14 protein-coding genes are annotated in these 13,599 nt (G+C 52.8%); 8 read left to right on the forward strand and 6 right to left on the reverse strand.

The genetic code is table 11. The annotated features are described in order from the left end of the window. Positions 1–11 precede the first annotated feature (11 nt). The 3 genes from PMI41_RS08275 (at position 12) to PMI41_RS08285 (ending at position 1,754) form a co-directional block, all read left to right on the forward strand. Positions 12–734, forward strand: a complete 723-nt coding sequence (locus tag PMI41_RS08275) for a thioredoxin family protein (protein ID WP_008123674.1) — start codon at positions 12–14, stop codon at positions 732–734. A 96-nt stretch (positions 735–830) separates the two neighbouring features. Beyond that, positions 831–1,064, forward strand: a complete 234-nt coding sequence (locus tag PMI41_RS08280; protein ID WP_210160785.1) for a hypothetical protein — start codon at positions 831–833, stop codon at positions 1,062–1,064. Between the two features lie 144 nt (positions 1,065–1,208). Further along, on the forward strand, positions 1,209–1,754 hold the full coding sequence (locus PMI41_RS08285; protein ID WP_008123678.1) for an AAA family ATPase: 546 nt from the start codon (positions 1,209–1,211) through the stop codon (positions 1,752–1,754). A gap of 60 nt (positions 1,755–1,814) precedes the next feature. Here PMI41_RS08285 and PMI41_RS08290 read toward each other — a convergent pair whose 3' ends face one another. After that, positions 1,815–3,023 carry a multidrug effflux MFS transporter gene (locus PMI41_RS08290; RefSeq protein WP_008123680.1) on the reverse strand — a complete coding sequence of 403 codons (1,209 nt, stop codon included), beginning with the start codon at positions 3,021–3,023 and terminating at the stop codon, positions 1,815–1,817. A 295-nt stretch (positions 3,024–3,318) separates the two neighbouring features. Between PMI41_RS08290 and PMI41_RS08295 the strand changes: the two genes are divergently transcribed. From PMI41_RS08295 to PMI41_RS08315, 5 genes are all read left to right on the forward strand, one after another. Beyond that, the gene (locus tag PMI41_RS08295; RefSeq protein ID WP_052025856.1) at positions 3,319–4,026 is read left to right on the forward strand and encodes a TetR/AcrR family transcriptional regulator; all 708 of its coding nucleotides are present in this window, start codon (positions 3,319–3,321) and stop codon (positions 4,024–4,026) included. 202 nt (positions 4,027–4,228) lie between these two features. Continuing rightward, complete coding sequence (locus PMI41_RS08300) at positions 4,229–4,816, forward strand: SspB family protein (protein ID WP_008123682.1); 588 nt, start codon at positions 4,229–4,231, stop codon at positions 4,814–4,816. An 8-nt stretch (positions 4,817–4,824) separates the two neighbouring features. Further along, on the forward strand, positions 4,825–5,028 hold the full coding sequence (locus PMI41_RS08305; RefSeq protein ID WP_040854146.1) for a DUF4169 family protein: 204 nt from the start codon (positions 4,825–4,827) through the stop codon (positions 5,026–5,028). Beyond that, positions 5,025–5,258: a ribbon-helix-helix domain-containing protein gene (locus PMI41_RS08310; protein ID WP_008123683.1), complete on the forward strand. Its 234-nt coding sequence runs from the start codon at positions 5,025–5,027 to the stop codon at positions 5,256–5,258. The genes PMI41_RS08305 and PMI41_RS08310 overlap by 4 nt, the downstream gene beginning before the upstream one ends. Positions 5,259–5,332: 74 nt before the next feature. Next, positions 5,333–5,815 (forward strand): VOC family protein, encoded by a 483-nt coding sequence (locus PMI41_RS08315; protein ID WP_008123692.1) that lies wholly within the window; start codon positions 5,333–5,335, stop codon positions 5,813–5,815. Between the two features lie 92 nt (positions 5,816–5,907). Here the strand turns inward: PMI41_RS08315 and PMI41_RS08320 are convergent, their stop codons facing one another. The 5 genes from PMI41_RS08320 to PMI41_RS08340 all read right to left on the reverse strand — a co-directional run bounded on the left by PMI41_RS08320 (position 5,908) and on the right by PMI41_RS08340 (position 13,580). Then, entirely contained in the window at positions 5,908–9,639 is a 3,732-nt protein-coding gene (locus PMI41_RS08320; protein ID WP_348225799.1) for an AsmA family protein, read from the reverse strand. A gap of 112 nt (positions 9,640–9,751) precedes the next feature. Next, positions 9,752–11,161: an FAD-linked oxidase C-terminal domain-containing protein gene (locus PMI41_RS08325; protein WP_008123696.1), complete on the reverse strand. Its 1,410-nt coding sequence runs from the start codon at positions 11,159–11,161 to the stop codon at positions 9,752–9,754. Positions 11,162–11,264: 103 nt separating this feature from the next. After that, positions 11,265–11,642: a DUF2185 domain-containing protein gene (locus PMI41_RS08330; RefSeq protein ID WP_008123699.1), complete on the reverse strand. Its 378-nt coding sequence runs from the start codon at positions 11,640–11,642 to the stop codon at positions 11,265–11,267. An 8-nt stretch (positions 11,643–11,650) separates the two neighbouring features. Beyond that, on the reverse strand, positions 11,651–12,604 hold the full coding sequence (locus PMI41_RS08335) for a hypothetical protein (protein WP_008123704.1): 954 nt from the start codon (positions 12,602–12,604) through the stop codon (positions 11,651–11,653). A gap of 88 nt (positions 12,605–12,692) precedes the next feature. Beyond that, complete coding sequence (locus tag PMI41_RS08340) at positions 12,693–13,580, reverse strand: dienelactone hydrolase family protein (RefSeq protein ID WP_008123706.1); 888 nt, start codon at positions 13,578–13,580, stop codon at positions 12,693–12,695. Between the last annotated feature and the right edge of the window lie 19 nt (positions 13,581–13,599).

Consider the following 13,599-nt stretch of genomic DNA (forward strand, 5'->3'; position numbering starts at 1 on the left):
AGGAGATGATTATGCAACACCAGATTGTATCACGCGAACAATGGCTCGAAGCACGTACCGCGCTGCTCGAACGGGAGAAAGCCTTTCTCAAGGCTCAGGATAAGATGAACGCCGAGAAGCGCGCACTGCCTTGGGTAAAGATCGAGAAGGAATATGTTTTCGATAGCACTTCCGGAAAAGTGACACTTGCCGATCTTTTCGATGGTCGTAGCCAGCTTTTCGTCAAACACTTCATGTTGGCGCCGGGTCAGGACAAAGCCTGCATCGGCTGCAGTCTGCTCGCTGACCACGTTGATGGTATTTTGCGGCATCTCGGAAACAATGGCGTCTCCTATGTAGCAATTGCGCGCGCTCCGATTGCTGAAATTGAAGCAACACGAAAGGCTATGGGATGGCGTTTTCCTTGGGTGTCGTCGTTTAACAATGATTTCAATTATGATTTCGACGTATCCTTTACACCGGAAGAGCAGAAAGACGGCACTGCCTTCTATAATTACGAGCATGGGGATCCCGGCATTGATGACCTTTCCGGCGCAAGCGTGTTCTACAAGGATGAAGACGGCCAGATTTATCATACCTACTCTGCATTTGGCCGCGGCGATGAACAATTCATGGGAGTCTACGCTTTCTTTGATGTCATGCCGAAAGGTAGGAACGAAAAGAGCGGCCTTGGTGATTGGGCACGCCTGAAAGATACAAACGACGCCGAATGCGGTTGTTCGGTCAAGAACTGAGTTAAGCCCATGTGCTGCGCGCTCATCGCATTGTGCATTGCGGTCGCAACCGCCGCCCGGGCGGGGTTGAACACAATCCTAGCCCAGCGGTTGCGGATGGTCGCCTTTGCTGTAGCGGCCATCGCTGTTGTGGCGGGCAGCGCTTTTGCAGCAGAGCACGTAAAGCACTATCTCGACCGCGCCGCCAATAATGAGCGTTCTGTGCTGGCAGAGATAATGGCACAGCCCATTTGCAGTGGTTCAACTGCTGCCAACCCCAAGTCCACGCAGCTATCTTATGCTGAACAAGGGAAAGAGCCGGGCGCGATTGAAATCCCGACAGCTTACTGATTAAAATGGACATGCGGCGCTCGTTAGCCCCGAAACCCCTCCCATGAAATTCTCCCCAAAAGGCGACATACTTCGTCTCCTATCCGTAAACCCATGACGCTGGCTCTAGAGCAAGTTTTGCTCAAGCGTCGGCAGGAGCTATCCATGCGCATATTAAATGAAAGATTTGTTGTTCTGACCGGAGGACCGGGATCAGGAAAAACCACACTGATTAATGAACTCAGAAAGCGGGGGCATGCCTCATCCGTTGAAGCCGGACGTGCAATCATTCAACAGCACATAAGCATTGAAGGACCCGCCCTACCCTGGAATGATCCCGCTCTTTTTGCCGAGCTGATGCTTTCGTGGGAATTGCGCTCTTACGAAATGGCACGCGAAAATGAGGGCATAGTCTTCTTCGACCGTGGCGTCCCCGATATTACAGGATATCTGCGCCTATCAAATATTTCCGTTCCGAGCCACATGAGCGTCGCTGCAGAGCATTACCGCTACAACCCGCTGGTCTTCATCCTGCCACCTTGGGAAGAAATCTTCGAACAGGATACCGAACGGAAACAGACATTGGATGAAGCGGCCAAAACATACCATGCGATGGTAAAGGCATATGGCGATTATGGATATGATCTCATTGAAGTACCGCGCCTGACACCGGAAAAACGGGCCGATTTCATCCTTGAACATCTGGAATAGAAAAAGGCCCGGAATTAACTCCCGGGCCTTTTCTTCAACTTCTGATGGAGGATCAGAGTTTTATTCGGCAGCGGCTCCCACCTCAACAGGGCGGCGACGGCCAATCGTAAGATGCGTGATTGCAAGTGCGACCACCGCACAGGCGCCAATACCCGCAGCCATCGGCACGGGGCCACCCGTGAAGAACAGAGATGCAAGGCCCATTGCGATAATCGAAATGACAAACTGCAGCGTACCCATCAACGCAGAGGCAGAACCTGCAATCTCCCCATGCTCTTCGAGCGCCAAGACACCTGTTGTCGGCAACACAAGACCAAGAAAGCCATAGCCGATAAAGAGAAATACCGCCAAAACCGGGAACTGATCAAAGCCCGCACTCATAAGCACGACCATTGCCGCGAGAGACAAACCAAAGCCGGTTACTGCCATGCGCATGACATGCAGCAGACCAAAGCGGCTACCGAGCCAACCGGTCAACTGTGACACGGTGAAGAATGAAACTGCGTTGATTGAGAAGGCTATGCTGTACTGCGTCGGCGTCAGACCATAATGGTCGATAAGCACGAATGGCGAATTGGCAAGGTAAACAAGGAAACTTGCAAGGCCAAACCCACCGATGAAAGTCAGCGTCAGGAAGTTGCGGTCACGCAGCAACGTGCCATAGGCCTTGAGTGCGCTGCGCAGTCCGCTTTCCGCGCGGGCTTCCTTGGGACGGGTTTCTTCCAGCTGTGTTGACAAGAGAACCAGGCCGATAAGTGCAGCAATCATTACGGCCCAGAACACGCCGCGCCATCCGAAGAAATGGATAACCGCACTGCCTGTCAAAGGGGCAAGGATCGGCGAGATACTGAATACCAGCATCAGCAGCGACATAAGGCGCGCTGCCTGAACACCGGTATGCATATCACGAACAACAGCGCGTGGAATGACCATGCCGGCTGCGCCGCCAATGCCCTGCAGGAAGCGGAACGCAATAAGCGTTTCAACATTCGTTGCCACCGCACAGCCGATGCTTGCCACCGTAAACAAGCCGATGCCAAGATAAAGCGGCAGCTTGCGCCCCCACATATCCGACAGGGGACCGTAAACGATCTGGAACAGTGCAAAGGAGAGGAAGAAGGCCAGAAGGCTCATTTGCACGGCATTTTCACCGGCTGCCAGATCGGCACCAATGAATGGTAGCGCAGGCAGATACATGTCGATAGCGAAGGGACCGATAGCCGACAGCAACCCGAGAATAATGGCATAACGTAAGAAGGAGGACTTCATGATGATGCTCTTTCAAGCAATCGCGGCAGACATGCGCGTTGCATTTGCAAATTGAACGGCCTTGATGGAGCGACGTTGCTTCACACAACAGTCACCCCATTGATCTCGACGCAACCCACAGTCGAAAGCCCGGACAAAGCTTTCTGAAGGTGCCTGAAACATGAAGACGTCTGCTTGGGAGGAGCGCGGCGTTCATGCAAATTGCGTGTCAATAAATTTGGACACTGTTGTAAAATTAGACACTATTGTCTAAAACGTCAAGACGCATTATCTTGGGTTTATGAAAAATCGCACGATGGCTTCAAGCCGACCATCCACTGCACGCAAAGACACCGGTCCAACGCAACGCGGTCAATGTTCCAAACGTGTTTCCATTCTGGATGCCGCAGCAAATGTCTTTTGCCGGGAGGGCTTTTCTGGAGCCAGCATTGATGAGATTGCGATTGAGGCATGCGTCTCGCGACAAACTATATACAATCACTACCGCGAAAAAGAAACTCTGTTTGTGGCAGTAATCGAAGATGTCATGGAGCGGGCCAACGCCGCGCTTTTCTCTACGCTTTCAACATTCCCCGACAAGCCGGATAATCTGCAACGGGATCTTTCGGAATTTGCCATACGGCTGACGACGAATTGCATTTGCAATCAGGACGGGAAGTTTTTGCGCAGGCTGGTGCAGACCGAAGGCGAACGATATCCGCATTTGTTTGAAGGCTGGCGCCAGCAGGGGCCATGCAAGATCAGCACGACGCTTGGTGCGCTTTTTGCAAAACTATCGCACAGAGGTGCATTGCGAATCGATGATTTCGATCTCGCCGCCCGCCAGTTTCTGGCATTGGTAAATGCCGACCTCCAGATGATCTATTTGTTTGGCGGAAAACCAACTGAGGATGAGCTCAAGAGCGCGGCAGACAATGCCGTCGATACTTTCCTGCGCGCATATGGTCCCCGCGAACGGGAAAACAGCGCTCCGCCCGCCCCTATTCTGGTGGCAGTGAGCTGAATTTCTTTTCTTAAAACCGATAAAAATTTGCCGCAAACAGCACTGACATTGCATTTTGCGGCTATCGATTTTGCCCACGCCGGATAAATTTGATCCCGTAGCTGACAATCGGTCGTAATTGCGTTAGCGATGCGCCATAATGGCCGGATACGATTTCCATCTCCGCTTGACAGGCAGGGGTGAATCCATGGGATAAGAGTGCATGCCACAAGATATGATCCGATACGATATACTTGCCCAGGAAGCGCTTCGCGGAGTTATCCGCAAAGTGCTCAGCGAAGTTGCCAAGGCAGGCCTGCCCGGCAACCATCATTTTTTTGTCACGTTTTTGACAGGTGCACCGGGTGTGCGCATTTCCACACGGCTGCATGAAAAATATCCTGAGCAGATGACCATCGTGCTTCAGCATCAGTTTTGGGACATGCAGGTCACGGATACACAACTGGAAGTGGGATTGTCGTTTGGCGATGTGCCGGAGCGATTGGTTGTACCCTTCTCGGCGATTCGTGGTTTTTACGACCCATCCGTAAATTTCGAACTGGAATTTGACGTTGAGGTTGAAGAGACCGTTGGCGACAATGATCAGGGTATCACCAGCATTGCACCCGCAGAGGTTGCAGATGGACCTAAACTGGCATCCACGAGTGCCAAGCCAAAGCCTCCGGCAAAGACTGCCAAAAAGCCGGCAAAATCACCTGCAGAAAAATCGGATGCTGCCGATGGTGACGCTGCCGCTGAAAAGGGCTCGGCCTCGGTCGTCTCGCTCGATTCCTTCCGCAAGAAGAAATAGCTGGCGCTGTGGCTGAGATCGTTAACCTCCGCCAGGTCAGGAAACGCAAAGCCAAGGCTGCTGACGAAAAAGTGGCGGCCCAAAACCGCGTGCTATTCGGACGAACCAAAGCCGAGAAAAAATTCGAAACCGCTGCGTCAGAGAAAACAGAACGGTTTCTCGATAATAATCGCCTGGAAAAACCGGGACCCAGCGAGCCAGACAAAAAATGAGTCTCGTCCAGAAGCGTTCGGTGACAATCCACGGTCACCGTACCAGCTTTTCATTGGAAGAACCCTTCTACGAAATAATTACCTCCATCGCAGAGAGCCGCCAGATGACATTGGCAGCACTTGTCGCCGAAATCGACAAAGAGCGTGACCGCGATTCAAGCCTTTCATCCGCTTTGAGGCTTTATGTCCTGTCATGGGTTCAAAAAGCCGGAAAACGCGAGCCAAAATAATTTTTTGCTTTATGTCGGAGTGACCGGGCGCCGTTCGTCTTTCAGTTGGTTCAATCGCGATGAAAGGGAATGAAATGCCTGCCAATCAGAAAATTACCCCATGCTTGTGGTTCAGCGGCAATGCCGAAGAAGCAATTGATTTTTATTTTTCCGTTTTCAAGGATGGGAAAATTCTTGAAAAGACCTATTGGAAAAGAGGTGCAAAAGCTCCTGAACTATCTGTTCTTACGGCAAGATTTCAGATCGCAGGTCAGGAATACATCGCGCTGAACGGAGGAAATGAATTCAAGTTCAACGAAGCAATCTCTCTTACAATCGATTGCAGCTCCCAAGAAGAAATCGACGACTTCACTGAAAAACTGATCGCCGACGGCGGTGAGCAGGGTCCATGCGGATGGGTAAAGGACAAGTTTGGCCTGTCATGGCAGATTGTCCCCTCCATCATTCCGGCAATGCTGCAGGACAAAGATCAGGATAGGGTCGAGCGTGTCATGGATGCAGTCATGGAAATGCGCAAGCTTGACATTGCCAAACTGGAAGCGGCCTACAGGGGCTAGTGGTCTATCGCAAGAACGCTGTGCGTGGTTCGCCCTTCGACAAGCTCAGGAGGGGGAACCACGCGCGGCATAGGTTATAACAGCTAATAAGATCACTGAGGAACAGTTGGTTCGATGGTTTTCAGGAACTCGTCGACAGACTGCCTGTTGATTGCGCCCTGCGGCTGCGTGGGCGGAACATTCTCGGCTGGGGGAGTCTCAATGGCTTTGCGTGCAGCTTCTTCGGCTTCCTTTCGTGCCGCTTCTTCCGCCGCTTTTCTTTCCGCAGCTTCACGCGCTTCCTGTTCAAGCTTCAGGCGCGCCACCCTTACACGCTCATCGGCCAAACCCTGAAAGAGCAGTGTTTCGCGGCGCAGGCGCTGCTTTTCCACCAGCGATGCCTGCAATGTTTCAACGCGCTGCTGTTCGCGTTCCAATGCGCGCTGTGTCAGAAACTGTTCAAGCGGCTGGCGATTGAATGTTGCAACGGGTGCGGCCCACGGACCATCGATTGTAAGCTCGACCATCGGATCAGCACCAACAACGACCGCCTTGCCCGGTTCAAATATAAATTTGCCTTGGGAAGCTATCGTCATTTCGGGGAAACTGATGCGCAAATCAGCGGAAAGGCGTGCATCCTCATTGGTCAACTGGAAGGTTGATGTGCGCGCCACCCCACCGGCAATCGTGTAGGGAATATCCGATGCTGCCGTATTCAACACGCCCGCATTGAGATACTTATTGATGGCCGTATCAATGGCGGCAGTCGTAATAGGTCCCTCAACAGCATCGACATTGGCCAAAACCGGTATGAGTGCTCCGGGATTGAGAGAGTTGACTGCAAGATCGTTCACTGACATCACGCCCGAACCAGCGATCGACCCGACAAGTTCCGCCATGGAGGTTCCGGTTGCATTTATCGATGCTGAAATCCGGGCTTTGCCCTTCACAGGTGGGATGCTCGATTCCGGCCGGTAAAGCTCATCAATTGCCACCTGATCAAGAGTAAACTGGCCGGTCGCCAAGCCTGTACCGCTTGTGTTGCGCAGCTCGAACATTCCTTCAAGTTTACCGCCGAACACATCTCCCTTTGTATCGTCAAGACGCAGTGAACCATCCTTCAATGATGCAGTCGTTTGAAAATTGCGTACATCCCCCATGAGACCGGCGTCGGCATCTTCGGCACGCAATTTCAAGTCAAAACCCATCGGGAAAAGCGGATTCATGAGAAACGGCTGCTTTGGCCATTCCGATTTTCCATCGCCATCAGTCGATCCAGAGCCGAGGACAAACTGTGTGACTGCATCAAGATTCAGGCGGCCAAGCGTAAGATCACCTTGGGCATTCGGCACACCGTTTTCGAGCATAAAGCCAAGCCGCCCGCCAATCTTCGTATCACTCACCTGCCCGCTCAAATCAGGAAGCATCAGTTTGCCATTGTTCAGGGAAAAGCTGCTGGCCGCATCGACTGGCGTGCCATTCCCAAAACCCGGCACCGAATAGCCCGCTGTCGCAAGATAAGCATCTATGTCCGTACTTTTGATGGATGCACGCCCCTCGCCGCTCAGGCCATCGCCGGCATAGCGGAAACTGCCATCCAGCAATGCACGGCCATCGGGAGCCTTCAAGGCCAATTGGGTCTGAAAACCGGCATTCTGATTACCTTTCAGAGCAATGTCAGCCTCAAGCTCTCCGGCAAGGCCAAGCGGTAAGGCAGGCAATCCAATAAACGCCATCAATCCTTCCGCATGATCAGTGCGGGCATTCATGGTCAGTTCGAGAGTGCGCAGATGCTCCTCATTCATCTTGTTAGTGCCGGAAAGGGTGATGTTCATTCCACCCGTCTTCCCAGCCGCACTCAGGGAAAACTCGTTTGCTCCCGCCTTTCCCTGCAACGTGTTGGCGAGAACGCTCAACTGCGTTTCCTCAAACAGGCCCGGAAAGCGCGACGCCCGCTCCTTCATGGCGACCAGAAACGGGAAATCAGGAAAGCGTTGCGCCAGAATGTCAATAAAGGGTGCCATATCATCCGACAGCAAGGTCGCATCGATGGAACCGGAAGGCTCGGCCTTGAACGGCTCCAATTTCCCTGTAGCGGTTATCGTCGTACCAGCAAGATTGCCGATGGTCATCCGGTCAATATCAAAGATCCCGTCACGCAGGCGGAATGCCGTGTCGACAGTTTCCGCCACAAATCCATCGTGGGTAACAGGTCCGGCCTTCAGATCCACGTCAAGGTCTTGTCCACTCAAGATTGCCGCACCGGTATCGGACGCATTGCTGCTGAACAGTGCAGAAAAAGCCTGTAGCGCATCTGCATCCAATGCACCGCCTTCCAGCTTCAATTGAGTGAGGGGCAGCGAATCTCCTTTGGCACTGCGAACCAATGATCCCTTGAGCGAAGCACCACCAAGCGCCAACTCAAAGTTATCAACCTTCTGCAATTCATCATGCAGACTTACGTCACCGGAAAAACCGGCACCGCGAATACGGCGGATCGCATCGTCGACGGAATCCGTCAGCCAAGCGGCAAGACCCGAGGGTTGGCGTGAGGCGAGCAGCAATTTGCCATCAAAGCCAAAATTGTTACCAACCTGCAGAACACCTTTCGCCTCAAATTGGGTGCGTCCGGGAAGCTCCGCCTTGAGCTGATTGATCGCCCAATTGCCATCCACCGGCGCGGCATCAATTGTCACCGAGCGGATCGTCGTATCGCCCGCAACGATTGCCGGCAGTTTCAGGTCTATCTTTCCAGGTACAGACGGCACAGGAAGCTGATCCATCAGCCGGCGGAATATGCCCAGACGCTGCGCCGTGGTTTCCGGACTTGCTTTCACATTGGCCTGCTGTTGCTCTTGGCTGCCGAAGGTTACCTGCTGGCCATCAGCCTTCACTTCAAATCGCGGATCATTGCCATAATCGAAATGTGCGGTTCCGTTGACCACATAGGGGTCGGCAACCGGCCCCTGCTCCATACGGAATTCCGGTATGGTTATCCGCGCATGGTCAGCTTCAAATTGTCCGGAAAGACGAACGCTTGAAAGCAGTGGTTTTGCTGCCCTATCCGTTTTTTCACCAGGCTTTACAACGAGTTCGTCGCGGGAGCGAATGTCGATCCGCCCTGCATACTTCAAGGCTCCCTGATCCAAGGTAATCTGGCCGTCAGTTTCCATCGTTGCCGGTATACTGTCGGGAATGACACGCGCATGCATCTGCAATGATCCATCAGCCTTCAGCGCACCAGTCGAAGAAGATACCGACATTTTCTCGCCATTGAAGAACAGACTTCCATCAAACTTCCATGGCCCGGAAAGGTCTTCGGCGGACATTGTCGCGTTCAACTCGGAGATTGAGCGGGTCGTGCCCGTCGAAGCATCCCGGATAACCACCGAGCCGTTGTTGATCCGCAAATTTTCCAGCTTGACCTGCGTTCTCTGGAACGGTGTGCGCGGGCGAATGGCCCAATCGACAATACCACCTTCATTGATCCGGACAGTTGCAGTCGGCTTCTCAAGTCGCATGTCGAATATGAGAATTTCGCCCCGCAAAAACGGTGCCAACTCCGCATCCATCGAAAAATTCTCGATAGTCATGACCGGCTCGACACCCGGATCGCCAACCCGAACATCAGAAAAAGTCACGGAGGGAAACGGCAGTAGCCGAGCACTTGCGGTTCCTGCAACAGTCACGGGACGGCCCAGTAGAGCTGATGCCTCGCGTTCAAACGAAGAGCGATAACCGGCCCAGTCGACGAAATATGGCACAATTAATGCTGCGGTTAGCAGCAGTACCAGTAATCCGCCGATGAAAACAAACAGGCGTGCCAGTGTCTTACTCCAATAAATCTGCGCGGATCACCATCGAAACATCCTTATGGCGTTACCGAGACATGACTGGGTTTATGCGCGATTTGCAATGCTTGCACCATGCTTTAACACCCGGAATCAAAATACGAGCCTAAAGGCGTAAGATCTTGCCGGGATTCATTATATTCCCCGGATCAATAGCGCGCTTGATGGTTTCCATGACATCGACGGCGCCGCCAAGTTCAGCACGGAGAAATTTGATCTTACCCTGCCCTATCCCATGCTCGCCCGTGCAGGTTCCGTCCATAGCGATGGCTCTGAGGTTCAGGCGCTCGACAAATGCCTCCACATTTTCGATCTCCGTCGGGCTCTTCTCATCAAAAAGCACCAGCACATGGAAGTTGCCATCACCGGCATGGCCGACGATTGGTGCGATCAGACCGCTCTGCTCGATATCCTTTTCGGTTTCAACAATACATTCTGCCAGCCGCGAAATCGGTACGCAGACGTCGGTGGAAAGTGACTGTTTGCCCGGCGCAAGCGTCATGCAGGCGAAATAGGAGTTGTGGCGGGCCGACCAGAGTTTTTCCCGCTCTTCAGCATTGGCGGTCCATTTGAATTCACCGCCGCCGTTGGCTGCAGCAATTTCTCCAAAAAGCTCGGCCTGTTCAGCGACACCTGTTTCGCTGCCATGAAACTCCAGAAACAGATAGGGCGCGGGGTCATAATCCAGTTTCGAATAGGTGATCATTGCCTTCATTTCGAGCTCGTTGACGAGTTCGATGCGTGCAACCGGAATGCCCATTTGAATGGTTTCAATGACTGTATTGCAGGCACTTTCCAGATCGGGAAAAGCACAGATTCCGCCGGAGATCGCCTGCGGAATGCCGTACAGCTTGAGCGTCAGTTCGACAATAATTCCGAGTGTCCCTTCGGAGCCGATCAATAGCCGGGTCAGGTCATATCCTGCCGAGGTTTTCTTGACCCGCTTTGACGTCGTGATGAGTCTGCCATCCGGCATGACTGCTTTCAGAGCCAGAACATTTTCCCGCATCGTGCCATAGCGAACGGCATTTGTTCCCGAAGCGCGAGTTGCGGCCATACCGCCGAGGCTGGCATTGGCACCCGGATCAATCGGGAAAAACAGACCGGTGTCGCGCAGATATTCGTTCAGCTCTTTGCGCGTAACGCCAGGCTCAATAACAACATTCAAATCTTCATTATAGACCTTGAGGATACGGTTCATGCGCGAAAGATCGATCGAAATTCCGCCTGCAGGCGCGTTTACATGGCCTTCGAGCGACGTTCCGGTTCCAAAAGCGATAACCGGTACCTGCCATTCACTGCAAAGGCGGACAACTTCCTGCACATCCTCAACGGATTCCGCATAAACTACCAGATCAGGAGCCTGATTGGGCACATAGCTGGTTGTGTGCGCATGCTGCTCGCGGATGGATTTTCCGCTTTGAGCATTATCGCCGAAGCGCTTTTTAAGGATGGATACAACCGTCGCTATGCCGTTTTCGTTTCGCAGCAATGCGCCTGCGTCTGCCAATGCCATTCCAGTTTCCAGCCTTTTGTTGGATTCTCTTTCAGAACAGCATTTTCAGGGAATACACGGCACTTGTCCAGTTGTAACTCTGCGTTACGTGCGCAGCAACGCGCTAGTCGTCTTCGTCCTCGTCATCCTCATCGTCTTCGCCCGGTGACCAGTCTGTCACCGCAACAAAGCGCTCTTGCTCACCTGTCTTCTCAAACACGCTGCCGACGGGCGAATCCAGAAGAGGAATGATGCTTGGATCATAATTGGCGATGGTATTCACATCAAAGATGCCGCTGTTTTCCGGATCTTCCATGTAATCGTCACTTTCAAAGCCGGAAAGAAAGCGCCATCCGCTATCAAGATCGTTGTCCGGGTCTTCGCGATACATGAAACGCACGGGATAACCATCGATCGTGATCGTGTCAGTGGCAATGCAACCACCATAATTGCGTATCAACGGTCGTATTTCTTCCTTGGTGAGTCGGTAACTTTTATCCATAGCCGATTTTAATTGATCGTCATGGACTTGGCTAGCTTTCGGAAACGATCAGCATATTTGTCCTTTTCCGTAGCCTTGACAATAAGAATGGCGCGGACATAGCGGGTTGTCTCAAAACGGGCTATCTGCGCTACGTAGAGGGCATCTCCGCTCGCGGTATCCGTGGCGGCTCCGTCAATCTCGATCCACTCCGCGCCATCGGATTCACTGCTTGTTTCATTGTCCGAGTGGACATCCTTGATCCCCGTCAGTGACGCAAACGCCTTCTTTGAAAATTCAAGTCGTGTAGCGGGCTCTGGCGCTGTATTGAGGTTTGAAGCGATAACCACCATTGGCTGCATTGAATTGGCAGCCACATCATTCGGCCCCTCAGTCAAAAGCAGCGTCGCTCCCGCGATGACACGCACAGGGCGAAAATTCGCCGTATCGGCCACCTTGAAAGGCAGCGATGCGATCTGATCCGGCAGGCTTGCAGGAGCGCGCACTACCAAAGTCTTTAGCGCGGCCTCCACATCGGCATCAGACAGGCCGCCTGTGACGCCGTCCGGAATTTGCACCGTAACCATTGCCGTTGTGGTCTCGGCTCCGACCAGCACGATCCATTTGCGATATTTCACTCCGGCCGCAATCTGGCTGGCTCGTATCAGTTTCGATACAACGGCACCTTGAACAGGCCATTCATCTGGTCCTGAAATGGTTTCAATACCCGTTGCCAGCAAGCCTTGTTTGTTGAAGTTGGCGGCAATCGCGGCATAAGCATCAACCGGGAGTTCCGTCACGACAATCGACGTACCTTTAGCGGAATCTTCGAAGCCGCTAAAGCTGGACGATGGCACCAGCCCGGCTGGCGGGACAAGACCAATGCCTGAACCGCTCGGAAAAACAACTTCCTGAGCAAGCACAGACTGGCTGAAGACGAGCAATAAAAACACAAGGCCAAAGACCCGGGTGACAAACCGCATAAACCAATTCCCGTTCATTTCACGCAAAAGTATTAAGCACAAAACGATCCTGCAAGCGATTGGTTTCGTTTATTCTTTGCACTCAGGCTTAGCTCAAATTCTTCTTGAAAAACTCGATTGTGCGGCTCCAAGCCAGATCAGCTGTTTTCTTGTCGTAGCGCGCCGTTGAAGTATCATTGTTGAAGGCGTGGTTAGCGCCATCATAAATCTGGATTTCGAAGGTCTTACCATTGGCTTCCAGCGCCTTCTTGTATTCTTCAATTCCGGCATTGATGCGTGTATCGAGCCCCGCATATTGCAATAGAAGCGGTGCCTTGATCTTGGGGACATCTTCGGATTTGGGCTGGCGACCATAATAAGCGACACCTGCAGAAAGCTGCGGGGCATTGACCGCCAGATCATTGACCATGCCCCCACCCCAGCAAAAACCGACAGCGCCGACCTTACCATTGGATGATTTGACCTTGGCAACATAGTCTATCGAGGCAATGCCCTCCGCTATCGCTGTCTTGGGATCGAGAGCGCTGATCATGCCCCTCGCCTTTTCTTCATCCTGCGGAGTACCGCCCGCCGAGGAAAGCAAATCCGGTGCCAGAGCCACAAAACCCTCAAGCGCCAACCGGCGTGTAACATCGCGGATATGGTCGTTCAGCCCTCGGTTTTCATGGATAACGATGACAGCGGGAAGCTTGCCCGCGGTCTCCGCAGGGGCGGCCAGATAGCCTTTAATGTCGCCGGAAGGCCCGGAAAACACGAGATCTTTGGTCAACAGTCTTTTATCGTCCGGCGCAATTATTGCTGCCTGAGCCGAGTTTGCCGCCAGCATTGGCGCGATGACTGCAGCAGCGGCCCCGGAACCTGCAAGTTTGGTAAGCTTATCCATGAAAGACCGGCGGTCGAGCGTCAGATGAGTGTACTCATCAAACGCATCGACCATTGCCTGGGTAATATTCGGATGCTTTGTTGGCTCGCTCATTTTAACAACCCTTTTCGAG

This window comes from Phyllobacterium sp. YR531 (assembly GCF_000282595.1).
Taxonomy (GTDB): Bacteria; Pseudomonadota; Alphaproteobacteria; order Rhizobiales; family Rhizobiaceae; genus Phyllobacterium.

Bases quoted from the DNA above. Each gene is read 5' to 3' on its own strand.
- PMI41_RS08280 (WP_210160785.1), top strand. From the start codon at position 831: ATGGTCGCCTTTGCTGTAGCGGCCATCGCTGTTGTGGCGGGCAGCGCT.
- PMI41_RS08300 (WP_008123682.1), top strand. From the start codon at position 4,229: ATGCCACAAGATATGATCCGATACGATATACTTGCCCAGGAAGCGCTT.
- PMI41_RS08285 (WP_008123678.1), top strand. From the start codon at position 1,209: ATGCGCATATTAAATGAAAGATTTGTTGTTCTGACCGGAGGACCGGGA.
- PMI41_RS08325 (WP_008123696.1), bottom strand. From the start codon at position 11,161: ATGGCATTGGCAGACGCAGGCGCATTGCTGCGAAACGAAAACGGCATA.
- PMI41_RS08295 (WP_052025856.1), top strand. From the start codon at position 3,319: ATGGCTTCAAGCCGACCATCCACTGCACGCAAAGACACCGGTCCAACG.
- PMI41_RS08340 (WP_008123706.1), bottom strand. From the start codon at position 13,580: ATGAGCGAGCCAACAAAGCATCCGAATATTACCCAGGCAATGGTCGAT.
- PMI41_RS08315 (WP_008123692.1), top strand. From the start codon at position 5,333: ATGCCTGCCAATCAGAAAATTACCCCATGCTTGTGGTTCAGCGGCAAT.
- PMI41_RS08310 (WP_008123683.1), top strand. From the start codon at position 5,025: ATGAGTCTCGTCCAGAAGCGTTCGGTGACAATCCACGGTCACCGTACC.
- PMI41_RS08290 (WP_008123680.1), bottom strand. From the start codon at position 3,023: ATGAAGTCCTCCTTCTTACGTTATGCCATTATTCTCGGGTTGCTGTCG.
- PMI41_RS08335 (WP_008123704.1), bottom strand. From the start codon at position 12,604: ATGCGGTTTGTCACCCGGGTCTTTGGCCTTGTGTTTTTATTGCTCGTC.
- PMI41_RS08330 (WP_008123699.1), bottom strand. From the start codon at position 11,642: ATGGATAAAAGTTACCGACTCACCAAGGAAGAAATACGACCGTTGATA.
- PMI41_RS08275 (WP_008123674.1), top strand. From the start codon at position 12: ATGCAACACCAGATTGTATCACGCGAACAATGGCTCGAAGCACGTACC.